Origin of the sequence: Streptomyces sp. 5K101, from assembly GCF_046506645.1 — a bacterium.
In the GTDB taxonomy this organism is placed as follows: Bacteria; Actinomycetota; Actinomycetes; order Streptomycetales; family Streptomycetaceae; genus Streptomyces.
This window is the reverse complement of sequence record NZ_JBKFFO010000019.1, coordinates 15,689-37,291: the sequence shown is the minus strand read 5'-3', so window position 1 is coordinate 37,291 and position 21,603 is coordinate 15,689. Positions and strand designations below refer to the sequence as shown.

The following is a 21,603-nucleotide window of genomic DNA, read 5'->3' as shown; positions in this document are numbered from 1 at the left end:
GGACAGGAATGTACGACTACGACCTGCTGGTCGTCGGGTCGGCCAACGCGGACCTCGTCGTCGGCGTCGAGCGCCGCCCCGGGCCCGGCGAGACCGTCCTCGGTTCGGACCTGGCCGTCCACCCGGGCGGGAAGGGCGCCAACCAGGCGGTGGCCGCCGCCCGGCTCGGCGCGCGGACCGCACTGCTCGCCCGGGTCGGCGACGACGCCCACGGCAGGCTGCTGCTCCAGTCGCAGCGCGCCGCCGGGGTCGACACCGACGCCGTGCTGACCGGCGGGGCGCCCACCGGCGTCGCCCTGATCACGGTCGACCCGTCGGGCGACAACAGCATCGTGGTTGCACCGGGCGCCAACGCCCGCCTGACCCCGGCCGACATCCGGGCCGCGAGCGGCCTGCTCGACCGCGCCCGGGTGGTCTCGCTCCAGCTGGAGATCCCGCTGGAGTCCGTCGCCGAGGTGGCGCGTTGCCTGCCACCCACCACCCGTCTCGTGCTGAACCCGTCTCCGCCCGCGCCCCTGCCCGACGAAGTGCTCGCCGCCTGCGACCCCTTGGTGGTCAACGAGCACGAGGCCGCCTTCATCCTGGGCCCGGCGGCCGGCCCCGAACCCGAGGACCGGGCTCAGGGGCTGCTGGCCCTCGGCCCGAAGTCGGTGGTGATCACGCTCGGCGCGGAGGGCGCGCTGGTGGCGTCCGCCGCCGGAGCCGTACGTGTCCCGGCCCCGAAGGCCGACGCGGTGGACACCACCGGGGCCGGGGACGCCTTCACGGCCGCGCTCGCCTGGCGCGTCGGACAGGGCGACAGCCTGGCGGAGGCGGCCCGCTTCGCGGTACGGGTCGGCGCGGTGGCAGTCACGAGGCGGGGCGCCCAGGAGTCGTACCCGACGGCGGAGGAAGTCGCGGACCGGTGAAACGCTCCGGCATCCTCAACCGCCATCTCGCAGGAGCCGTGGCCGCACTGGGCCACGGCGACACGGTCCTGGTCTGCGACGCCGGGATGCCGATCCCGCCGGGACCGAAGGTGGTGGACCTCGCATTCGTCGCCGGCGTCCCGTCCTTCGTGGACGTGCTCGACGGCCTCCTCGCCGAGCTGGTGGTCGAGGCCGGAACGGCGGCCACCGAGATCCACACGGCCAACCCGGACGCGGCGACCCTGCTGGAACGCAGCCTCCCCGACCTGAACTTCGTCCCGCACGACGACCTGAAGTCGCTGTCGGCGGGTGCGCGCCTGGTGGTGCGTACGGGCGAGGCGCGACCGTACGCGAACGTGCTGCTGCGCTGCGGCGTGTTCTTCTGACCGGCGCGGCTGTCACGGGGCGGCCCGGCGCGGCCCGCCCGGAGCGTCAGCGCGGTGGCCGCGGCCCCCGGCGCCACCACGGCGCCCGGGCCGGTCGCCGTGCTGGGCGGCGGTGTAGCGGGCCTGACCGCCGCGCACGCGTTCAGAGCGCCTCGGCGGCCCGGAGGACCACCGCCCCCAGCCGGCGTTTTTCCGGCGCGCCCCCGCACCGCCGTACTTGACGCCCGTGCCGAGACCGTCTGAACGGTCTGCCGGTCGACGGCGGTCAACAGACCCAGGGACCGGGCAGCTGTCCGCGCATGAGGTCGAGGTGCGCTGCCGTCTGCCCGCCGGCGTGTACCCAGGAGTGGTCCGCGAGCCCGTCACGCCGCAGTACGCGGCCGGGAGCGGCGTACCAGCGCAAGGGCGAGTCGGCGGCCCCCGCCCACAGCGGATGGTCGGGCAGATCCACCCGCGCGTACTCGCACTCGAGCGCCGGCAGCAGGGCGTCCGGAAGTTCGCAGGCGTCGTACCGGCGGCCGGAGGACAGCAGCGTCTCGCTGAGAACCAGCTCCACCCACGCGGTGGACATCCGCTCCAGGAACGGGAGCCACCCGTCGACCGCCTCGACGACGACCGGCGGGTCCTCGTCCGCGATACGGTCCATGGGGATGCCCCACGACGCGCAGTCCTGGTTCTCGCGGCGGAACACCAGCACGCCGCCGCCGTCGTAGCCGTCGTCCACGTACAGCCCACTGGGCGGTACGAGCGGATCCTGCCCGGTCGTCAGATCGGCCCGCCGCCCGAGCAGCGCTTACCCGTCGCACACGACTCGCGGCAACGCGAACCCCAATGCGTGCTCAGCGGCGGCCACTTCGCCTTCTGAGCAGCCATCGCCGTCACGCAGCGGGTGCCCGGTCCACGCGGCGGCGAAGTCACGCACGAACGCCCAGGCATGCTCCAGGCCCGCCACACCACCGCGCAGCGCGGCGGCGACGTCGAACCCGGGGGTCACCGGCCCGGGTAGCCCGTCGCGGCGACCTCCGCCATGACGTCGGCGAAGGACGCCCGCGGGTTGAGACGGGCCACGACGTCCTCGGTCAACGGACGCTCCTCGTATATGTGGCGCACGGGTTTGATGTCGACGGGCTGCTCGTAGTAATCCTCCGCGAACGACTGGAAGGCCTCCGGCGTGGGATCGACCAGGAGCTCGAACAGCCAGCCGGAACCGTCCGGATCGGCCTCGCCCTCGGGATACTCGACCGGGCCCGTGTGCCAGCTGTCGTCGCCCGCCTCGCGCCACAGGCACGCGGTCACCAGGGGCATGTATCCGTGCGAGAACGCAGGCTCCTCGACACAGGACCGGAAGACCTCGGGCACCGCGTCGACGACACCCGGCCATACCACGTCACCGTCATAAGGGCTCATCGGCGACTCGTGGTCGAAGCCGCGTATGTACGCACCCGCCGGTGAGAAGACGACGTCGAACTCGTCACCGCCGCCGTTGCGCATCGAGAAGACCTCTTCCGTCTCCGACCAGTTGGCGTCGAAGGAGTAGGTGCGGTAGTCCCCGGGATTGAGCACGGCCTCGGCCACGGCGACGGCCCGGCACAGCCTGCGCACGGCGGGAATGTCGGGAAGGGCGGCGGCAACGTCGTGAACGGTCATGCGGCCATCAAAGCGCACGCCACTGACATTGACAGGGGGAGGCCGGGTCGCGCCGACGGTGTCAGCCGCGCGGCTATCGGTCCCCGCCGACCGGGTAGCCGTGAAACGCCTCATCCCTCAGCCCCGGCGTCGGCCGCCAGCTGTCGAGCACGGCGGCCGAGGGCGCGAACAGCGGCTCCGGCAGGGCGTCCAGGGGCCACCACTCCCAGCCGGCGATCTTCTCCGGTTCACGGACCTCGGCCGTGCCCGACGCCGCCGCGACCAGCGCGGCAGCGGTGACCCTGCTGACCCCGCGTGTGCCGTCCACGAGGACAGCGCCGATGCGGACGCCGTCCGCGTCCGCCCGTAGCCCCGTCTCCTCGGCCAGTTCACGCACGGCGGCCTCCTCGAAGCTCTCCCCGGGGTCGACCTTGCCACCGGGTAGCTCCCACACGCCGTCGTGACCGAGCCCGAGCAGCACCCGCCCGTGAAGGGCCGGGACGGCATCTCCGTCCGACTGCTCCCGCAGGTCCGCACTCCGAGCGTCGAGCACGACGACACCGACGCCGACGAGCCCATTGGGAGTCGGAAAGGCCCGCTCGGGCCGTTCCGCGGGCTGCGGGCCACGGTTCATCCGGCTTCTCCTTCGTTCGCCACCGCATCCACAAGGCCCGCCAGTGCGCCGGCCAACCTCCCGAGACCCGCATGTGCGGCTCCGCCCGGCTCCTTCATGTACACGTCCCGCCGGATCTCGATCATCAGCGCGCTGACACGCTCGTCCCGCCCGTAATGCTTCAACGGCACGTACGTCCCCGCGAACGGGCTGTCCGTCCCGGTCCCGCCGAACCCGGCGAACGCCTCGCGTGCCGCGTCCAGCAGCCAGGCCGGCGTGTGGACCGGATCGGTCCCCAGGCAGATCGGCGGCCGGGGCCCGTCACCGTGCAGCTCGTACGGCAGGGGCTCGGTCGGGTACGAGTGCACGTCGATGACCACGGCGCGCCCGGCGGCGGCGAGCCGTGCGTCGACGGCCGCGGTCATGGCGGCGGCGTACGGCTCGAAGTAGCGTCGGACCAGGTCGCCGCCGTCGTACCCATCGGGCCGCAGCGGCTCGCGGTGTGTGGTCCGCGTGTAGATCGCGCCCATCCCGACAGCGAGCATCTCCTCCCGCTCGTCGGGGAAACGCTCGGGGTCGATCACCAGCCGGGACAGCTGGTTGACGAACCGCCAGGGCGTCACACCGGCGGCTGTGGCAGCCGCCGCGGCGATCTCCGCGGTGTGCGAGTCCGTGATGTGGTCCAGCTCCAGCACCAGCGCCGCATCGTCGAGCACGATGCCGCGCCGGACGTCGGCGGGTATGGCGCGGGAGGAGTGGGGGACATGCAGGAGGACGGGGGAGTCGGGAGCGCCGGGGAGGAGGTGGAAGGACGGCGGGCTGTCGTTCACGCCAATTTCCTTGTGGTTGCTGTGGATCGAACTCGGGCTGGCAAGCGCGCCTCCCCACCGGTGGTGTGGTCCGCCCGCGGGGGCGACCTGTGAACGACTCTAACGGGAGGGTCCGACACCGAAGTCGTGCGTGACCAGGCCCCCCGCATCGCCCCGCGAAAGCGCCGGGTAGCGTGCCGACATGACGCGCAGCACCCAGCGACCCCGCCCGGAGCCGGTCCCCGCGCCGATGACCGACGCGGACGGCGTACGCCTCCCGCGACTGCGCTTCACGGACGTGGTGGTCCGCGGAGCCGTGCAAGGAGTCGCCGCGGTGGTCCTGCTGGCCGTCGTCTCGCTGTTCGTCGCCGACCACCACGACCGCGAGACGTTCCTGGCCGTCGTGGCGGGGTTTTCCATGGTCGGTTCGGGGGTGTGCCTCGTGTTCGGCGGTTTCTTCTGGGCCGTCTGCAGGGGCGATGTCCGACGGTGGCGCGACTGGCGGACCATCACCGGTCAGACGGACGCCGTCACGGTCATGGGACCGGCACTCTTCCGTCTCGGCGTGCTCGCGCTGGTGCTCTTCCCCGGCGCTATCGGCCTCTACCACCTAGTCGACATCGCTCCGTACGACAGCTGGCTGTACGGGTCCTGAGCGGGGCCGTGTGATGCCCACACGGTCACGCGGTCCAGCAGGCGCGGGTCTCCACCATGGAGTTGGAACCGGAGCGGAACGCGTCCACGAGGGCGTTCGTGCTGCCCAGCGCCTGCCGATACCGACCACAACGATAGGCTGTGCGTCGAACATGTCAGGCAATTGACGACGTTTTTCATGTCATGCTTTGCTTTCTGGGCTTGCGATGGGGTGGGGTTCCTCGTCGTCTGGTTCGAGGGTGGGGGTCTCATGCATGCGCGACTGGTCAGCGACCAGGTCGTGTGCACGTCAACCACCTGGTGATCGACCCGGCTGTGCGCCGGGGTCCATACACGGCATCCCGTGGGGGGATCTTCCATGTCTTACGTTCAGCCGACCGGACCAGTTGTCGACGGCGGTCAGCCGGCCAGGAGCAACGGCCTGGCCACGGCCGGCCTGGTGCTCGGTATCATCGCGGTGATCTTCAGCTTCATCCCTCTGGTCAACGTGATCGTGTGGCCGCTCGCGATCCTCGGCCTCATCTTCGGTGCCATCGGTCTGAACAAGTCCGGGAAGGTCGGAAAGGGCAAGGGAGCGTCGATCACCGCCCTGGTCACCTCGCTCGTCTCGGTGGTGATGTTCTTCGTCATGAACGCCGTGTTCGTGTCCGCGGTCGACGAGGCCGTCAAGGAGACGCAGAAAGAGCTCGACAAGTCGTACGACTCGGCGAAGGTCGACGACGGCAGCGCCAAGACCGGCGAGGGCACGGATGAGAACCCGGTCCTGAAGGACTTCCGCCTCTCCAAGTGCGATGTCACCACCTCGGAATGGGGCGGCAAGGAGCTCGCGCTGCACATCGACTACACCAACAACGGTGACCGCCGGTACTCGTACTTCCTCGAGGGTGAGGTCCTCGCCGACGGCAAGAAGATCAGCGACTTCCTGTCGACCGCGGAGAACCTGGCCCCCGGCCAGACCTTCAAGGACGAGGACGCGGGCGTCCTGGTGTCCTCCGACAAGCTCGAGGGTGCGAAGAAGCTCGAATGCAAGGTCATCGAGGCCAACCGCCACGACTTCTGAGCGTTCTACGTCATCGCAGCCGCCGTGCGGGCGGCTGCGATGACGCCCTTCGTGCGGACTGAGCTGCAGGGTTGGTGCTCAGCCTTCGACGGCGTACCGCACGAAATCCGCCCAGCCGGTGTGGCTCACGCTGAGGTGGGGGAGCGTGACGTCCTTCGAGTCCCGTACGAGCATGGCGCGCTCGGTGACGGCGACCTCGATGCAGGCGCCTCCCTCGCCACTGCTGTGAGTGCTCTTGAACCAGGCGAGGTCGGCGGACTCGATGCGCTGATGAGTGCTCACAGTTCTCCCAAGATCTTCTCGATCAGCGTCGCAGACTCTCGTGGGTTGAGTGCCTGACCGCGGATGCTTCCGTATCGCGCCGCCAGAATACGTACCTCTTCGGGATCGGTGACCAGCTTGCTCGTGTTCTGGATCTCCAAGTAGCCAACCTGCTGCCGTCCCTTTGGCGTGAGCAGGATGAAGGGGCCTCCGAGGCTTGGATGCTGCTCCAGCTGGGTCGGCATGACCTGCAACTCGACGCTGCGCAGAGCGGCAAACTTGAGGAGTTGCCGCAACTGGTGATGATGCACGTCCTCCCCGCCAGTCGGCCGCCGAAGGACGGACTCCTCGATGGTGAAGGTCGTCAGTGGTGGCGGCCACTGAGTGAGGATCTTCTGGCGTTCCAGCCGTGCGAGGACCCGCTGTTCAACGATGTCGTCCGACAGCAGTGGTTGCCGGCTGGTGAAGACGGCGCGTGCGTGTGCTTCGGTCTGGAGGAGCCCAGGAAGCGCCAGAGAACTGTAGTCATGGATCTCGACCGCATCCTGCTCCAGCTTGGCGTAGTCCCGGAACCACGCCGGATGCTTCACCCGCGCCCGAGCCTTCGCCCGCGCCACGTCCTCCGTCGCCGCCCGCAGCAGCCCACCCGCGCCCAGCAGCTCGTCCGCCGCATCCAGGAACTCCGCCTGCGGCGTCCTGCGCCCGCGTTCCAATGAGCGGATCAGCTCCTCGCTGTAGCCGAGCCGTTCCCCCAGCTCCTTCTGCGTCAACCCGGCCCGTTCCCTCAGCAGCCGCAACTGCCGCCCGACGACCCGGAACAGATCCGCCGCGTCCTCGGCCTCGTCGTTGTCGTCGGCCTGCCCCGTGAGGTCCACCGCCCGTGCCCCCCGCTCTCGATGCGTGCTGCCCCGGTACACACCCACCGTGTACCGGTCGTCAACGGAAGGTTATGGTGCGGCGACCACGCCGTACCCCGATACGGGCGACAAGGCACCCCATCGTGTGTCCAGCCACCGCCCGGCGCGGTGGGACGGCCGCCCGTGGTCATGAAGCAACGGACGTCGCATTACGCGCTGTTGCCGCGTCTGCACCCCGCGATAGCCTGTCGCTGGTCGGTATTTCAGAAGCAGTGACGCAATTTCAGAAGCAGTGACGCACGAGGGGGATCGTGGAGCGGCGCGATGTGCGGGGGCACTACGACGAACTTGCCGCCGAGTACGACGAGCACTGGGTCTACGGGCCGGACTACGTCCCGTGGATGTCCGCCCGTATCGCCGAGGCGCTGCGCCTCACCTCGACCGACCGGATCGCCGACATCGGCTCCGGCACCGGCCTGTTCGCCCGCGAGGTCGTCAAGGCGCTGCAGCCGAGCCACCCCATCCTGTGCGTCGACCCCTCCGCCGCGATGCTGCGCCGGCTCGGCACGCCGCCTCCGGCCGGCCTGACGCCCGTTGTCGCCTCCGCCGAGGACATCGCCCAGGGGCGCTGCGCCCTCCCGTACGAGCAGCTCGACGCGATGTGGCTCAAGGAGTCGGTGCATCATCTGCCCGACCAGGCCGGCACACTCCGCGGCCTCGCCGACCGCTTGGCACCTGGTGGTCGCCTCCTCGTGGTCATGCTTCCGGCCACCATCCAGTACCCCCTGTTCGCTGCCGCCCTCACCCGCTTCGAGGAACTGCAGCCCGCCCCGGAGGACATCGTCGGACACCTGCAGGCGGCAGGGCTCGAGGCCGGGTTCGGGCATGTCGAGCACGAACTCCGCATCGACCGGGACAAGTACTGCGGCATGGTCCGCGCACGCTACATGTCGCTGCTCTCCACCTTCACCGACAACGAGATCGAGAAGGGAATCGAAGAGATGCGCGCCGCCCATCCCGAGCCCGTCCTGGTCTTCCCCGACCGATTCGCCTTCATTCTCGGCGAGCGGCGCGGGGAGGACGCGTGAGCGCCGTGGTGGACGAACGCCTCCGGCGCTTACGCAGCGAGCTCGACGACCACTCGCGCATCGCGGACCGCCTCGGCCTGGACCTCGAACGTCCGCTGCGCTCCCTGAACGACGGCTATCCCGAGAACGCCGTCGCCCTCATCGGCAAGCTGACCGAGAAACTACTCAAGGAGCTGTGGCGGCATCACGGCATCGAGGGCGACCCCTCCACCAAGGCGCTGAACGACCTGGTGAAACGCTGCCGTCCGCACATCCGCAGCAGCACCGTGATGGACGCACTCGACGACATCCGGCGGCTGCGCAACCGCTCCACCCACGACGGCTACGACATCAGCGAGGAGGACGGCCTGCTCGCCGTACGCCGACTCGTCGACGTACTGGTCTGGTTCACGGACACGGGCAGCGCCGCCCTCCTCGGCGGCGAACCCGACATGGCTCCCGAGGTCGCTGCCCGTTGCGAGTTCCTGGCCGGCCTGTACGTCACCCTCGGGTACCGGCAGGCCAAGCGCTTCGTCCTCAGTCCCGACACCGTCTACCAGCTCTTCTGCCGCGAGGCCGGGATACGGCTGGAATACGTGGAGCTGATGCTCTCCCGCGACGCCGACGACCTGAGCGCCGTCCTCGGCTCCAGTGGCGGCGAGCTGCTGCGTACGCGACTGCCGAAGCTGACACGCTTCGTCATCCTGGAGAACCACGAGGACGACGGCTCCGGCGCACTGCACCAGTTGCTCGGGCTCGACTTCCGGGTCGTGCGCTACGACGGATTCGTCGACACCCTCGTCAACCTCGACACCCACCTCGGTCCCGTGATGACCGCGGGCGAACCCGTCGGTCCTCGGACGACGGTCGCCGCAGCGGTGCTCTCCACCGACCCGCACACCGGCGACATCACGGTCGCTGAATCCGGGGACGCGGTCGGGCTGCTGACGCGCCTCGCACACGGCAGCGCCAACGTCCTCGTCACCGGCCGCCCCGGCAGTGGCAAGAGCACCCTGTTACGCGCACTGGCAGTCGACCCAGACGTCCGCCGCTTCCGCTTCTACTTCGACCTCGGCCTGAAACCGAAGGACGAAGCCTTCGCCGAGTACGCGGGCCGTCTCCTCGCCCCCTCGATGGCGGCCGAAGACCGCGCCCGCGCCTACGACCTCTTCCTTTACCTGATCCGCTCCGGCACCGCGCTCTGCGTTCTCGACGCCGTCGACGAGGGTGTCGAGGAGCCGAGCGCTGCCGGCTTCCTGCGTCTCTTCGCGGACCTCGCGGCGGTCCTGTCTGCCGAATCCGCGGTGGTCATGAGCTCACGTGTGTCGTTCCTGGCCGACTCCCCGCAGGTCCGCCAACTGCTGGACAGCGGCGCGGGCCGCTCCGAGCAACTGGTCGAGCAGCTGTACGCCAACGGGGTCGACCCGGCTCTCGTCCCCCACTTCCACGTGGTGCGTCTCGCCGAACCCGACGACACACCGCTGGAGAAGCACCTCACCGCCACACTCGAACTGCCCGGCGGCCGACCGCTCGCCGACATCCTCGGCACCCACATCGACCGCATCCTCGCCGATGCCGGCCGACCGGACCTCGGGCAGCTCCTGCCCGAGGCGTTCGGCCTGGCCTTCCTCGCGGACCGGACGGTCTTCTCCCTCCTCGACCTGCATCGACTGCTCGGGGCATCGGCGTTCGCGGACGGCCGTCTCGCATTCGATGCCTGCGTACTCTTCCCGCTGCTGCGTCCGGCCGGACCCGAGCAGGTCGCCTTCGTCCACACCGCCTACCAGGAACTCCTGGCCGCCCGCTACCTCGCGGAGCCCGCACACCGGGATGCCGCCGCCGAGATTCCGGGCGGCGCGTTCCTCACCGAGCAGGTCCGGGCCTTCCTGGCCGGGCTGCCGGCCGAGCCCTCTCGCGACGACTGCGTACTGCCCGCCGGGACGTATCTCGTCGGCCCGGCAGAGCGGCTGCTGCTGCACCGCGTGGACCGACCGGTGCGCTTCGACCGGCATGCGGTCACCGTCGGACGCTACCGCCGCTTCCTCGCAGCGCTGAACAGCGACGGCACTTCCACCTGGGACCACCCCGAACAGCCGGCCAACGTCACGCACCACCCCTGGACGGACCGCCTGCGCGCCCCCGACTACTACGAGAACCCGAGCTACGAGACCCACCCCGCCGTCTGCGTCAGCTGGTGGAGTGCCTACGCCTTCGCCGCATTCGAAGGCAAACGCCTGCCGACGTCCCTCGAATGGGAGGCTGCCGCGCGCGGCACCGACGGCCGCCTCTTCCCCTGGGGCGACGAACCCGACACCGCACGCGTCAACTGCGCGGACTTCTGGGTCGGCCGCCCGGTCGTCACCTACCAAGCCTGGTACCGCGACTTCGCCCAGGACGCGGTACGCCGCGCCGGGGTCACGCCGGCGGACCGGCGGCCCGGCAACCGCTCACCGTTCGGCGTTGCGGACATGGTCGGCAACTGCTGGGAATGGACGTCCACCAGCCTCGCCGACGCAGGCGAAGCGGTGATCTGCGGCGGCAGCTACGACAACCCGATGCGGGCCGTGCAGACCAGCAGCAAGGGCATGTATCGCAAACGCGGAAGCAGTAACGCGGTCGGCTTCCGCTGCGTCCAGGACGTCACCGAACCATCGAGCACACAGAAGGCGGAACGATGAGCACCGGGCCGCGCCACGGCACGATCGTCGACCGGCGGGGGAGCGGCGGAGGCCTCAACGGCAGCGTCGGCTCCTACACCGTCCAGGACGACGAGGACCAGCGTTACTACAGCTTCGACTACCGGCAGATCGTGACCGAGGGATTCCGGACCATCCGCACCGGGGAGAGGGTTCGCTTCCACATCTCCGCCGAGGGCTACGGCAGGGCGGAGTTCGTCGTCCGACTCGACCAGCCCGACCCCTCGGAGTACTACGGATGACCGCCTCCATGCAGGCGCTCGACACCGTCACCGGCGCCCGCCAGGAGCTGACCGTCGTCCTGCCCGTGCGACTGCGGCGCACACCGGACTGGGAGGAAGGGCCCTTTCCGTTCGAGCTCGGGAGCCGCCGCACCGACGCAGTGACACGGTCGACGTACTTCGCCCCCGCATCCGCCCGCGTCCTGTACGGGGCGCCCGGCAGGCCCCGGCGGTGGTACCGGCCGCTTGAGGTCGAGCACGACGGGCTGCGGCTGCTCGGCATGGAGCTCCTGCGTACGGCCACGGCCCGCAACCCGGATCACGCACTGGCCGTACTGCACCTGAGCGTGGACCGGCCCCTGCTGCCCGTGCTGCGCGCCATAGCGACAAGGGGACCGGCCGCCGCGCTGCCCGCCCCGCTCTCGGGTCCGCTGACCCCGTCCGAACTCCTCGCCGGCATCGCGGAAGTACGCGACGGCGACGGACCGTTCGCCATCGCCCGCCCGTACACCGTCGCCTTCATGACTCCCGGTCCTGAGCACACACCGGTGCACCGCCTCGGAACCGAAGGAGAGCTGCCCGCCGGAGCCGACCGCTGGCTGTGGCAGCTGGCGTCCCGATCGAACCCGGACGACTTCCCCCTGGCCCCCGAGACGGCCCGCGAGCAACTCGCCGGTGCCGTCCGGATCTCGGCCGACTGGAGTGCACTCGTCCTGCGTCAGGGAGCCGCGTTCCTCGGCCACCGTTCCGACACCGGGCCGGGCGACTTCTTCGAATTCGGCGCCCTGCACTCGCGCACGGTCTACCTGGACGCACTGCTGCTCGGCTCGCTGCAGCGTGACCACATCGACGAGTTGACGGACGAACTCTCCGACGTCTTCGACTCTCCGCGCCTCGCCCGCCGCGTCGCCGCGCTGGAGCGGAACATCGCCGTCTTCCGCAGCACCTACTGGCGCCAGCACCTGACCGCGCACGGTCCTGCGAACGAGCTGCTGCTCGCCTTCCAGGAGCAGCACCGTCTGCCCGCTCGCTTCGGCGAGATCCTCGCGGAAGCCGCCGACTACAGCCGACTCGTGCAGACGCGCGAGAGCCTGCAGATCAGCGGGGCTCTGGGCATCCTGACCATCCTGGGCCTTCCGCTCGGAACGGCTATTGGCATACTCCAGGTGCTCGGAGACAAGTCGCCCACGCATCTGCTCGTGGCGCTCGGTGTGTCCGTCCTCGTCACGGCGGGCGCGCTGACGACCCGGTACGGCCGACTGGTGCTGTCGTCGCTCCGGGGCGGTGGGAAGCTCTGACCGGGTGCAGTCCCAGGGCCCCACGCGGGAACCGTGGACGCTCCGGTACGGCAGGCTGCCGAGACCGGTACGTACCAGGTGCGTACCCCCGTCGTTGCTGGTCAGCGGCGTTGTGCATCGCCACGCTGAATGGTGTGACGAGCGAATCCGTACAGATCCACATGCCCCCTCAACCGCACGCGGCCGTATTGCAGTTCACCCAGCTGCTCAGCGCGACGCGCCGCGGCGCCCGCCTGGCGCGGCTGCTCACCGTCGAGCAGCTCGTGCAGTGGGGATGGCCGCGCGACAGCGAGCGAGTGGAAGCCGCGGAGGTCGTCGTCGCCGAGCTCGCCGCGAATGCGGTCGTCCACGGGCGTCTGCCCGGACGGGGTTTCCGCCTGGGGCTGATGCTGCTTCCCGACTCGCGGTTGCGGATCGAGGTCACCGACCCGCGCGGTGACCGGCTCCCTGCCGCATGCCCCGTCGCCGACGAGGACGGTCGCGGGTTGGTCATCGTGGACGCACTGACCGACGGCTGGGGTGTGCTGCCGTACCCGCCGTCCGGGAAGACGGTCTGGGCGGAGGTCTCACCTGCCCGAGGAAGGGCGTGACCGCAGGTGTGCCCCCGGGGGCACCGCCCTCTTGGGAGCTGTCGCGGCCAACCTCGAATCAAAAGAACCCGGGAGAGACCCTGCCGCGTGATACCGGGATGGTTCGCCCGCGCGACGCGGAGACGGGCCGCTGCTTCGAGCCGGTGCTGTCGAAGCTCCTGGACAGAGCCGGTCAGGGTGTTCCACGGGAATCATCGGCGGCTTTTCAGGCGGCTATTGAGGTGGTGGAGGTGCTGCCAGGCGATGGGGTCGGTGCCCTCTCCGAGCGTGTAGTGCAGGGCGGGACGGGCGGCGGGGCCGAGTCGAGTCGGGCGCGGGTGCTGGACGGATTCGGCGTGGGTGTGGCCGGTGGCGTGTGCGGCGTCGGGGCCGAGGGTGAAGGAGAGCGGGACCGGGGGCGGTTCGTGGTGGGGCGGAGTGGTCAGGTCTGCCCGGGCGGGGCGCAGGTACGTGAGCATCGAGGTGAGGTTGTGCCGGGTGGCGAGGGACTCGGCCAGTGTGGGGAGGGCGTCGAGGCGCGGCGTCTGGTCCCGCGGGTGGCCGATGGCGAGGGTGATGTGTTCCTCGACTCCGGCCGGGGTGCGAGTGATGCGGCAGATCGCGATCGCCGGCCGGTTCGGGGTGCCGACGGCGACGAGCCAGGTGGGGGCGGCATTCTGGGCGCGGGTGCGGGCGAGTTCAGTGAGCTGTCGCGGTGACCAGGGGAGGGTGACGGGTTCGGCGGTGGCCCAGCCGGCGGGTGGGGCGCCGGTGAGCGTCCGCCAAGCGGTTTCCAGCGCGTCGCCGAGGAGGAGGTCGTCGGTGGCGGGGTGTGTGGTGCGGATGGAGACGTGGAGCTGTCTTTCGTCCTGGGTGTCGGCGCCGGTGTGGAAGGCGTCCGCGATCGGAGCGTCGCCGTCGCCGTCCGTCGCGGGCACTGGGGTGAAGCGGCCTTCGTGCCAGTGGAGTACGGCGCCCGTCAGGCCGTCGTAGTAGCCGCTGCCGGGGTTGTGGATGATCCAGCGGGCGGGAACGTTTGTCACAGGCCGCCGCGACGCGCCGGGCTGTCCCGCCCGAGATGCTCACGGAGAAGGTGTGCAGGGCGCTGCGCCACCTCCGTTTACGCGGCTTCCGGCCGGCTGCGCCTGGGAGCTGTCCGACTTGTAGTATTCGGCAGGGCACAACACCGCCCTATGGCACAAGAGATTCAGAGGCACGGTTCTGTGAAGGCACGTAACAAGTGGCTGACCACCCCGCTCGCGGCCGGGCTGGCGGCCGGCCTGTTGAGCGGCTGCGGCAACCAGGAGGGCGGTGCCGGTAGTGACGGCAGCGACTCGCTGGTCATCGGAATGTCGGACGAGGTCCTCGCCACTGATCCGGCGGCAGGCTACGACCCCGGTTCCTGGCTGCTGTTCAACAACGTCTTCCAGTCGCTGCTCAGCTTCCCCAAGGGCAGCGCCACCCCACAGCCGGAGGCGGCCGAGCGCTGCGCCTTCGACGAGGGTGGCAGCACGGTCTACCGCTGCACACTGCGCGACGGTCTGACATTCAGCAACGGCAACCCTCTGACGTCCAAGGACGTGAAGTTCTCCTTCGAGCGTGTGCGGGAGATCGCCAGCGACGCGGGGCCCCTGCCGCTGCTCTCCACCATCGACAAGATCGAGACGCCGGACGAGAAGACGGTCGTCTTCCGGCTCAACGTCCCCGACGCCACCTTCCCGAGCAAGATCGCCTCGGGCGCCGGCTCCATCGTCGACCATCGTGAGTACGAGGCCGACGAGCTGCGCACCGACGGCAAGGCAGTAGGCTCGGGGCCGTACAAGCTCGACTCGTACGGCAAGGACGAGGCGGTCTTCTCGCTCAACTCCGGCTACCGGGGCACCGCCAAGGCGCAGAACTCGGGCATCACCCTCAAGCTCTTCCACAGCGACCAGAAGGCGCTGGCATCGGCACTCGGCGAGGGGCGGGTCGACATCGCCTACCGAGGACTGACCGCGGAGGACATATCCGAGCTTCAGAGCTCGGCGTCGGCCGACGCCCAGGGGATCGGGGTCATCGAGGGCACCAGCGCAGAGGTGCAGCACCTGGTCTTCAACCTCAACGACCCGGTCGTCGGCAAGCTCGGCGTACGCAAGGCCATCGCGTATCTCATCGACCGCGACGCCCTGGTCCGGGACGTCTACCAGTCCACGGCGACCTCGCTGTACTCGATCGTCCCGGCCGGCATCACCGGCCACAACACCGCCTACTTCGACATGTACGGCGGCACTCCGCAGCCCCAGCGGGCGAAGCAGGCACTGCGCTCCGCCGGCATCAACGACAAGGTGAAGCTCACCCTCTGGTCCACGCCGAGCCGCTACGGCCCCGCCACGGACCAGGAGTTCCACGCGATCGCCCAGCAGCTCAACGACAGCGGCCTGTTCGATGTGACGGTCAAGTCGGTCGGATTCGAGCAGTACGAGAAGGACATCGCGGCCGGGAAGTACGGCGTCTACGTGAAGGGCTGGATCCCCGACTACCCCGACCCCGACAACTTCACACAGCCCTTCTTCGGCCAGGACAACGTCCTCGGCAACCACTACCAGAACAAGAGGATCACCGGCTCGATCCTCCCCGGGACCGCCGCCGTCGCCGACCGGGCCGCCACCGAGCAGCAGTACGGGGAACTCCAGGACCTGGTCGCGGCGGAACTGCCCATCCTGCCGCTCTGGCAGGGCAAGCAGTACGCGGTGGCCTACCGCAACATCACGGGGCTCGAGTGGACCCTGGACGCATCGACCGTCTTCCGCTTCTGGGAGATCAAGAAGAGCTGACTCGCCCTCCCGGCGCCCCGGCTGCCCGCTGGGCGCCGGGGACGCACGGGCTGCTCTCGCAGGCTCCACAATCGCCCGTGAACGGAATGCTGCCAGACCGAACCTCCGGCCTCGGCGCGGCGGGTGGCAGAACGCCGAGCAGCGGCCATGCCGTTCCCCTACTTGCCACTCGGATGTCGACCACGGCATCCACAAGGTCCACCAGTGCGCCGGCCAACCTCTCGAGCCCCGCATGGGCGGCGCCGCCCGGCTCCTTCATGTACACGTCCCGCCGGATCTCGATCATCAGCGCGCGACGCGATCGTCGACCAGCTCGGGACCGGATGGAACGCCCGCGCCGACTGCGTGGCAGCGGCTGAACTCGCCGGCCTCACCCCTGACGACGCACGGTGGGCCGTCACCTGCCTGGACCCTCCAGGTCCTGGACCGGGACGGCACGCGCCTGCGCGTCGAGCCGGCACTCCACGCGGCGCTGGTCAGGCTCGACGACAAGGTGTGACCTGCTGGCGGGGCCGAATCACGGTACGGCCCCACCGGTTCCCGGTGCGGCAGCGCGCAGCCGCTCCCGCACCGGGAACCGGTCCGCCGTCGGGACGGCTTGCCGATGCCACTCCACATCACCTCTCGCACAGGTATTCTTGATCACATCGTCATCGCGGCCCGACGGGCTTCCGCTCCACCCCGGTGGAGTCTCGAAGGACATGCCCCCACCCGCACGAGTCACTTCGTGCTGCCTGGGGGATCCTTGTTGTTCCGTGCGTCAGCCACGTCGGTCGCGGCCGCAGTGCTGGACAGTTCGCTGTTCCTGCATCTGACCGAGCAGTTCTCCCACATGCACGGCTACCGCCCCAGCGCCTCGGAAGCCCGTTCCTGGGAGCGCAGCATCCCGCCCTGGTCAACGCCCTCAACGAGGCCGGCCTGGGTGACGTCGAGGTGCTGATCGAGTACGCGCTGCCGTCAACAGCAAGCGCGCGGATGTCGTCTCGCCGGCGTCCACCCCACGACAGGCGAACCGTCGTACGTGGTGGTCGAACTCAAGCAGTGGAGCCAGGCCGAACCAGACGAGGACGATCCGGCCCTGTGCCGCATCGGCGCTTACGCATACGCCGTCCTCAACCCGATCGAGCAGGTACGCAGCGAGTACCTTGTCAACTTCAACGGCGCGCTCGCGCCCCACCCCGGACGCATCTCTGGTGTCGCCTACCTTCACAACGCCACCGAGTTCGGTGCGTCGGGCCTGCGTGCGATCGAGACGGACGACCGCGGCCGCCTCTTCACCGCGCAGCAGCGCGGCGCGTTCCTCGACCACCTCCGCACCAAGTTGAGCGACAAGCATGCCGGCGCCGTCGCGGCAGACGAACTGCTCGCGGGTAAGCCCGTCCCGTCCAAGCAACTCATAGCGGTGGCCGCCGACGAGGTCCGCCACCGGGAGCAGTTCGTTCTCCTCGACGAACAACAGGTCGCGTACCGGATGGTGCTCAACGCCGTCGATAAGGCCAAGCGATCGCATCCGCGAGACGTCAGCCAACCGCTATACTCCGGCCGCCCACCGCACCGGCCGGCCGCAGATCGAGGAGCTCATCGACGTCGCACGCGTCCCCGTCTTCCTTCTCGACGAACACCAAGTGGTGCGGCCGGGGGAGATGGGCACGGTGGCCGAGATCAGGGCGGCCGCCGCGAAGAAGGGCTTCGAGTGCCATGTCATACCGCTCGACAGCCAGTTCCGCTGCGGCGGCAGTGACGCCTACCTGGGTGGGTCGTACGGCTCCTCGGCCTGGAGCCGGGCGGCCCGGTGACCTGGGACCCGGACAACCGTATGCAGCTCGTGGTCGCCGAGAGCCCCGAGGAGATGGAGACGTTCCTCGAAGGCCGCCGCGATCAGGGCTACGGCGCCCGCATGTCGGCCGGCTGCTGCTGGCCCTGGTCGAAGGAGCCCAAGCCGGGCGACCCACTCCCTGCGGACGTCGTCATCGGCGTCTGGGCCCGCCCCTGGAACCTGCGCGGCGACCGCGCCATCTCGGGCGCCCCGCCCTCGGCCCTGTGGGCCACCGACCCGGCGGGCTTCGGCCAGGTCGGCTGTGTCTACACCGCCCAGGGCTTCGAGTACGACTGGTCAGGCGTCATCATCGGCCCTGATTTGGTCTGGCGCGGCGACCTCTGGGTTACAGACCGTACGGCGTCCAAGGACCCGGTTTTCAAGAAGTCCACACCGGACGCGGACGTCGACCGGCTGATCCGTAACACCTACAAGGTGCTGCTCACGCGCGGCATGGTCGGCACCGTCGTGTACTCGACGGACCCGGAGACGCGGGCGAAACTGCGGGAGCTGGTGGGCAGCCTGGAGCGGCAGCCGGCTGCGGTGTGACGGGCGGCCGGCGCCGTCAGAGCTTGACGACCACCACGCGGTTGCCGCAGAGCTTGCGTATGTCGTCCTCGTCGGAGGTGAAGACGGTGACGGGCCCGTGCTGACGCAGGGCGACGGCTGCGAGCGCCGCGTCGATGGCGTACTTGTGGCCGTGCAGCCCTGCCTCCCGGAGGAGGGCGATTGCCTCGTCGGCGACGTCCTCTGTGACCGGCTCGACGTGGATGCGCGACAGCGCCCAGTGCCAGGCCGGGCGGTACGCCTTCACGTCGTACGCCTCGATCAGCGTCATTGACGTGGTCATGACCCGGATGCCGAGCCGGTGTGCCTCCTTGAGTCGGAGGCCCATCCGGCGCTCACCTCGCACCCACTGCGACAGGCCCTCGCTGTCGAGCAGGTAGATCGCCTCGTCCGTCACGCGGCCCGCCCGTTCCCGTCGGACGCCGGATGGTCCGCTGCCTGCCGGTCCTGAGCCAGCTGTGCGTGCAGGCGCTCGATGTCCCGGCGCTCCGCTGCGGCGTCGGCCATCTCGGCGTCGGTGACCTCGCCGTACTCGGACTCCCACCAGTCGACCGCCTCACCGAGGCGCTCTCTCTCACGCTGACGCTCTATGGCGTGCGTGACATAGCGGCTGAAGCCGCCCGGCCCCACTTCGGCACGGATGGCCTCGGCCAGCTCCTCGGGGAGCGTGACGGTGTACTTCTTGGTTGCCATACCATCGACCATACCGGCGTTGCCGGGCGTCGGCCAGCTCGGCCCGAAGCGGCCTCCTGGCATGGTCAGACCGGGTAGCCGATGTCCTTCGCCTCCCGCACGACGTCCGCAAAGGAGACGTCCGGATTCAGCCGGGCCACCACATGCCCAGTCAGTGACCGCTGCTCGCAGATGTGCCGCACGGCGTCCAGGTCGACGGGGCGCTCGTAGTGGTCCTCGGCGAACGACTGGAAGGCCTCGGGTCTCGGATCGAGGAGAAGGTCGAACATCCATCCCGAGCCGTCCGGGTCCGAGTGAGCGCTCGGGAACTCGATCCGGCCGGTGCGCCAGCGGTCGTCATCGACCTGACGCCACAGGCAGAAGGTCACATTGGGTATGTCGCCGTCCCTGAAGGCGAGCGGCACAGGGCCCGCAGATCACGGATGGAGGGAAGCGCGGCTGCGACATCATGGACAGTCATGCCCCCATACAAGCGCAGGTCACTGACAAGACGATCCGGTTGCGAAACCGGCCGATCAGGCCGACGGCCGGTCAGCGTCCTGGCTGTCGGCGACCTGTCCGCTGCCAGTTGAAGTGCTCCAGGAGGTGCTGTACGAAATCGTTGCTCTTCGCGCGCGCCCGTGTGCTGATGAGTCTAGGTCGCATGTACGACAGTCCGGCAGCAATCAGGGCGACGGCGGCAGCCAGCGCGCAGCTTGCTCGCGGCTGACCTTGGCCGCGTCCACGTACCACTTCCCGCGGGCGGGATCCCACCGCGCGCCGAGGAGCTTCTTCGCCTCGTCCTTGTCGGCGTATGGAACTTCGAGATAGAGGCGCTCTCCGTCGGCGCCACTCCCTCCGCCGGCTCTCCCTGCCCCTGCCGTTCGCGGGTTCCACGCTGCCTTCTCCTTGCGGGCGCGCTCGATGACCCGCCCAACCCGCTCGCACGCCAGCGGGTCCGTGAGGCGCATCATCAGGTCTGTGGGGCCTTTGTTGGCCAGGAGATTGAGCGAGCCGTGCCACAGCACGGTGCGGTCCAGGATCAGCACCTTCTCGTGCATCCGCTCCCGGTACTCGACCCGGCAGCCCACCGAACGCAGCTCGTCGACCAGTCCTTGGACGCGTTCAGCCGCCGCATCGGTCGTCTGCTCTTGCGGATCCCGTGTCGTGACTGTCACCTGCACGCCGTCCACAACGCGCTTTGCAAGGTGCGCCGACCAGGTGCGGACCGGCTGGCGGTCGAGGAACGGTGAGTACAGCTCGATGGTGCGCTCTGCCCGTGCGATGTCCCACTGGACGGCTGCGGGGACTTCGTCGGCGGGGAAGAACGCGGGCCGGGCCAGTTCCTCCTCGGACAGGGCCGACAACTGGGCGGCATCACGGACCGGGATGAGCTGGTCCACGGACATGCACTGTGCGTTCGCCGCGAGGTGATCGAGCATGCGCAGCGCCTCACTGCCGGCGGTCAGATGCTCCCGCAGGTGCTCGACGTCCGCGAGGACGACCAGATGGTCCTGCGCCCGGCTCAGCGCGACGTTGAGCAGACGGCAGGTGTGCGAAGACAGTCCGCTGCCGTTGAAGAAGTAGCCCGGTGACCTGCCCGAACCGGCCGTCGTGTCGAGGATGACAATCGGCCGCTGGCTCCCCTGGAAACGGTGGACGGTGTCCACAAGGCCCTCGTAGGGCTTTCCGAACCGGTATGCCAGGCTGCTCTTGAGAGCCTGCACCTGCGCCCGATACGGGGCGATCACCGCCAGCCGGTCTGTAGCCTGCTCGCCGGCGAGTACGTCCTCCGCCTTGCGGCCGGGCAGCACGCCCTCGTACTGGAGGCCGCGGACGAGTTCATGGACGGCCGCCTCGTGCACCGTGTTCGTGAGGTGGTCCCGCCCGGCGATCCGCTGCTTCGACGTGTCGATGAGGATCACCGGCGCCTCGACGAGCGGATTGAAGGGGATGCGGGAGCTGTCGCCGCGTCCAGTGGAGAGCGGCGCGTCCGGATAGGCGACGGTGTTGACCAGATCGCAGATGGGACTGCGCATCCGGTACTGGGTGTTCAGTGCCACGAGCCGGTTGTCCGGTACGACGGACCCGGACGCCCCGACCATCCCCGCCGCGTGGAAGACGTCACGCGCGCACCACTGCAGCGCGTGGTCGCGTTCCTCCGGCGTCGCCTTGCGGTCGTCGCTGCCCTTGGTCACGGCCGGAAGCTGACGGAAGTCGCCGGCCACGACGACCCGCTTTCCGGCGAGACCTGCGGCGTACCAGGCGGAGGGAAGGTCGACCATCCCCGCCTCGTCGATGACGACTACGTCGACCCGGTCGAGCAGCTTGCGCGACTGGACGGCTTTGGCGACGGTCGCGCCGAGGACCCGGCACTTCGAGCGGACCGTATCCTTGATCTGGCGGCGCTGCTCCTCGATCGTGTTGATCTCCTGCTGCAGCCGGTCGGCCTGCGACACCAGCAATGCCCGACCCGGCAGGCCGGACACCTTGGCCTCCTCGACCGGCAGGGCAGACAGCAGCCGGGTCACCTCCGCCATGGCATGCCGCCGGGTGCGCTCGGCAGCGGCGAGGTTCGATGTGATCGACTCCAGGCGGCCACGGGCACCGGCGACGGCCGCCTCTGCGTCGTCCAGTTGCTTCTGCTTCCGGTCGGCGAACAGACCGCGTGGGATGCCGATCTTCTCGATCAGGGCCGTCTGTTCGGCGA

General features: G+C 69.6%; 21 protein-coding genes and 2 pseudogenes. 11 read left to right on the top strand and 12 right to left on the bottom strand.

Features of this window, described 5'->3' with window-relative positions:
• Positions 1–8: 8 nt before the first annotated feature.
• Together ACLB9X_RS28390 and rbsD are read left to right on the top strand one after the other, a co-directional pair.
• Positions 9–908 carry a ribokinase gene (locus tag ACLB9X_RS28390; protein WP_410363317.1) on the top strand — a complete coding sequence of 300 codons (900 nt, stop codon included), beginning with the start codon at positions 9–11 and terminating at the stop codon, positions 906–908.
• Complete coding sequence (rbsD, locus tag ACLB9X_RS28385; RefSeq protein ID WP_410363264.1) at positions 905–1,294, top strand: D-ribose pyranase; 390 nt, start codon at positions 905–907, stop codon at positions 1,292–1,294. The genes ACLB9X_RS28390 and rbsD overlap by 4 nt, the downstream gene beginning before the upstream one ends.
• A gap of 265 nt (positions 1,295–1,559) precedes the next feature.
• On the opposite strand, the gene ACLB9X_RS28380 is transcribed toward rbsD, so the two are convergent.
• From ACLB9X_RS28380 to ACLB9X_RS28365, 4 genes are all read right to left on the bottom strand, one after another.
• The gene (locus tag ACLB9X_RS28380; RefSeq protein WP_410363263.1) at positions 1,560–2,018 is read right to left on the bottom strand and encodes a hypothetical protein; all 459 of its coding nucleotides are present in this window, start codon (positions 2,016–2,018) and stop codon (positions 1,560–1,562) included.
• Between the two features lie 266 nt (positions 2,019–2,284).
• Positions 2,285–2,941: a hypothetical protein gene (locus ACLB9X_RS28375; RefSeq protein WP_410363262.1), complete on the bottom strand. Its 657-nt coding sequence runs from the start codon at positions 2,939–2,941 to the stop codon at positions 2,285–2,287.
• Between the two features lie 73 nt (positions 2,942–3,014).
• A complete protein-coding gene (locus ACLB9X_RS28370) occupies positions 3,015–3,554 on the bottom strand; it encodes a nucleotide triphosphate diphosphatase NUDT15 (RefSeq protein ID WP_410363261.1) in 540 nt (179 codons plus the stop codon).
• Positions 3,551–4,363 (bottom strand): N-formylglutamate amidohydrolase, encoded by an 813-nt coding sequence (locus ACLB9X_RS28365; protein ID WP_410363260.1) that lies wholly within the window; start codon positions 4,361–4,363, stop codon positions 3,551–3,553. The genes ACLB9X_RS28370 and ACLB9X_RS28365 overlap by 4 nt, the downstream gene beginning before the upstream one ends.
• 181 nt (positions 4,364–4,544) lie before the next feature.
• Between ACLB9X_RS28365 and ACLB9X_RS28360 the strand changes: the two genes are divergently transcribed.
• Complete coding sequence (locus ACLB9X_RS28360) at positions 4,545–4,997, top strand: DUF6336 family protein (protein ID WP_410363259.1); 453 nt, start codon at positions 4,545–4,547, stop codon at positions 4,995–4,997.
• Positions 4,998–5,354: 357 nt separating this feature from the next.
• On the top strand, positions 5,355–6,056 hold the full coding sequence (locus ACLB9X_RS28355; RefSeq protein ID WP_410363258.1) for a DUF4190 domain-containing protein: 702 nt from the start codon (positions 5,355–5,357) through the stop codon (positions 6,054–6,056).
• A gap of 78 nt (positions 6,057–6,134) precedes the next feature.
• On the opposite strand, the gene ACLB9X_RS28350 is transcribed toward ACLB9X_RS28355, so the two are convergent.
• The gene (locus ACLB9X_RS28350) at positions 6,135–6,338 is read right to left on the bottom strand and encodes a DUF397 domain-containing protein (protein ID WP_410363257.1); all 204 of its coding nucleotides are present in this window, start codon (positions 6,336–6,338) and stop codon (positions 6,135–6,137) included.
• Positions 6,335–7,192 carry a Scr1 family TA system antitoxin-like transcriptional regulator gene (locus ACLB9X_RS28345; protein ID WP_410363256.1) on the bottom strand — a complete coding sequence of 286 codons (858 nt, stop codon included), beginning with the start codon at positions 7,190–7,192 and terminating at the stop codon, positions 6,335–6,337. Before ACLB9X_RS28345 ends, ACLB9X_RS28350 begins: the two co-directional genes overlap by 4 nt.
• Before the next feature lie 293 nt (positions 7,193–7,485).
• Between ACLB9X_RS28345 and ACLB9X_RS28340 the strand changes: the two genes are divergently transcribed.
• From ACLB9X_RS28340 to ACLB9X_RS28320, 5 genes are all read left to right on the top strand, one after another.
• Positions 7,486–8,262 carry a class I SAM-dependent methyltransferase gene (locus tag ACLB9X_RS28340; protein WP_410363255.1) on the top strand — a complete coding sequence of 259 codons (777 nt, stop codon included), beginning with the start codon at positions 7,486–7,488 and terminating at the stop codon, positions 8,260–8,262.
• Positions 8,259–10,919 (top strand): SUMF1/EgtB/PvdO family nonheme iron enzyme, encoded by a 2,661-nt coding sequence (locus tag ACLB9X_RS28335; RefSeq protein WP_410363254.1) that lies wholly within the window; start codon positions 8,259–8,261, stop codon positions 10,917–10,919. Before ACLB9X_RS28340 ends, ACLB9X_RS28335 begins: the two co-directional genes overlap by 4 nt.
• Positions 10,916–11,179: a hypothetical protein gene (locus ACLB9X_RS28330; RefSeq protein ID WP_410363253.1), complete on the top strand. Its 264-nt coding sequence runs from the start codon at positions 10,916–10,918 to the stop codon at positions 11,177–11,179. Before ACLB9X_RS28335 ends, ACLB9X_RS28330 begins: the two co-directional genes overlap by 4 nt.
• Positions 11,176–12,456, top strand: a complete 1,281-nt coding sequence (locus ACLB9X_RS28325; RefSeq protein WP_410363252.1) for a hypothetical protein — start codon at positions 11,176–11,178, stop codon at positions 12,454–12,456. Before ACLB9X_RS28330 ends, ACLB9X_RS28325 begins: the two co-directional genes overlap by 4 nt.
• 161 nt (positions 12,457–12,617) lie before the next feature.
• Positions 12,618–13,046: an ATP-binding protein gene (locus ACLB9X_RS28320; RefSeq protein ID WP_410363316.1), complete on the top strand. Its 429-nt coding sequence runs from the start codon at positions 12,618–12,620 to the stop codon at positions 13,044–13,046.
• 191 nt (positions 13,047–13,237) lie between these two features.
• On the opposite strand, the gene ACLB9X_RS28315 is transcribed toward ACLB9X_RS28320, so the two are convergent.
• Positions 13,238–14,068: a DUF6177 family protein gene (locus tag ACLB9X_RS28315; protein ID WP_410363251.1), complete on the bottom strand. Its 831-nt coding sequence runs from the start codon at positions 14,066–14,068 to the stop codon at positions 13,238–13,240.
• A 180-nt stretch (positions 14,069–14,248) separates the two neighbouring features.
• On the opposite strand from ACLB9X_RS28315, the gene ACLB9X_RS28310 reads away from it, so the two are divergent.
• Complete coding sequence (locus ACLB9X_RS28310; RefSeq protein ID WP_410363250.1) at positions 14,249–15,838, top strand: ABC transporter substrate-binding protein; 1,590 nt, start codon at positions 14,249–14,251, stop codon at positions 15,836–15,838.
• A 181-nt stretch (positions 15,839–16,019) separates the two neighbouring features.
• On the opposite strand, the pseudogene ACLB9X_RS28305 reads toward ACLB9X_RS28310, so the two are convergent.
• Positions 16,020–16,130: pseudogene (locus ACLB9X_RS28305) on the bottom strand (N-formylglutamate amidohydrolase); the annotation flags it as partial.
• A gap of 453 nt (positions 16,131–16,583) precedes the next feature.
• Here ACLB9X_RS28305 and ACLB9X_RS28300 point away from each other — a divergent pair.
• Positions 16,584–18,203, top strand: a pseudogene (locus ACLB9X_RS28300) (DNA/RNA helicase domain-containing protein).
• A 16-nt stretch (positions 18,204–18,219) separates the two neighbouring features.
• Here the strand turns inward: ACLB9X_RS28300 and ACLB9X_RS28295 are convergent.
• The 4 genes from ACLB9X_RS28295 to ACLB9X_RS28280 all read right to left on the bottom strand — a co-directional run bounded on the left by ACLB9X_RS28295 (position 18,220) and on the right by ACLB9X_RS28280 (position 21,433).
• A complete protein-coding gene (locus ACLB9X_RS28295; protein ID WP_410363249.1) occupies positions 18,220–18,618 on the bottom strand; it encodes a PIN domain-containing protein in 399 nt (132 codons plus the stop codon).
• The gene (locus tag ACLB9X_RS28290) at positions 18,615–18,914 is read right to left on the bottom strand and encodes a hypothetical protein (RefSeq protein WP_410363248.1); all 300 of its coding nucleotides are present in this window, start codon (positions 18,912–18,914) and stop codon (positions 18,615–18,617) included. Before ACLB9X_RS28290 ends, ACLB9X_RS28295 begins: the two co-directional genes overlap by 4 nt.
• A 65-nt stretch (positions 18,915–18,979) precedes the next feature.
• Positions 18,980–19,318, bottom strand: coding sequence for a hypothetical protein (locus tag ACLB9X_RS28285; protein WP_410363247.1), 339 nt, complete (start codon positions 19,316–19,318; stop codon positions 18,980–18,982).
• A 261-nt stretch (positions 19,319–19,579) separates the two neighbouring features.
• Positions 19,580–21,433 (bottom strand): AAA domain-containing protein, encoded by a 1,854-nt coding sequence (locus ACLB9X_RS28280; RefSeq protein ID WP_410363246.1) that lies wholly within the window; start codon positions 21,431–21,433, stop codon positions 19,580–19,582.
• Positions 21,434–21,603 lie beyond the last annotated feature (170 nt).

What these genes read in the sequence shown, in the direction of transcription:
- ACLB9X_RS28325 (WP_410363252.1), top strand. Translation starts at nt 11,176, where the DNA reads ATGACCGCCTCCATGCAGGCGCTCGACACCGTCACCGGCGCCCGCCAG.
- ACLB9X_RS28370 (WP_410363261.1), bottom strand. Translation starts at nt 3,554, where the DNA reads ATGAACCGTGGCCCGCAGCCCGCGGAACGGCCCGAGCGGGCCTTTCCG.
- ACLB9X_RS28320 (WP_410363316.1), top strand. Translation starts at nt 12,618, where the DNA reads ATGCCCCCTCAACCGCACGCGGCCGTATTGCAGTTCACCCAGCTGCTC.
- ACLB9X_RS28375 (WP_410363262.1), bottom strand. Translation starts at nt 2,941, where the DNA reads ATGACCGTTCACGACGTTGCCGCCGCCCTTCCCGACATTCCCGCCGTG.
- ACLB9X_RS28360 (WP_410363259.1), top strand. Translation starts at nt 4,545, where the DNA reads ATGACGCGCAGCACCCAGCGACCCCGCCCGGAGCCGGTCCCCGCGCCG.
- ACLB9X_RS28355 (WP_410363258.1), top strand. Translation starts at nt 5,355, where the DNA reads ATGTCTTACGTTCAGCCGACCGGACCAGTTGTCGACGGCGGTCAGCCG.
- ACLB9X_RS28280 (WP_410363246.1), bottom strand. Translation starts at nt 21,433, where the DNA reads ATGGCGGAGGTGACCCGGCTGCTGTCTGCCCTGCCGGTCGAGGAGGCC.
- ACLB9X_RS28330 (WP_410363253.1), top strand. Translation starts at nt 10,916, where the DNA reads ATGAGCACCGGGCCGCGCCACGGCACGATCGTCGACCGGCGGGGGAGC.
- ACLB9X_RS28390 (WP_410363317.1), top strand. Translation starts at nt 9, where the DNA reads ATGTACGACTACGACCTGCTGGTCGTCGGGTCGGCCAACGCGGACCTC.
- ACLB9X_RS28290 (WP_410363248.1), bottom strand. Translation starts at nt 18,914, where the DNA reads ATGGCAACCAAGAAGTACACCGTCACGCTCCCCGAGGAGCTGGCCGAG.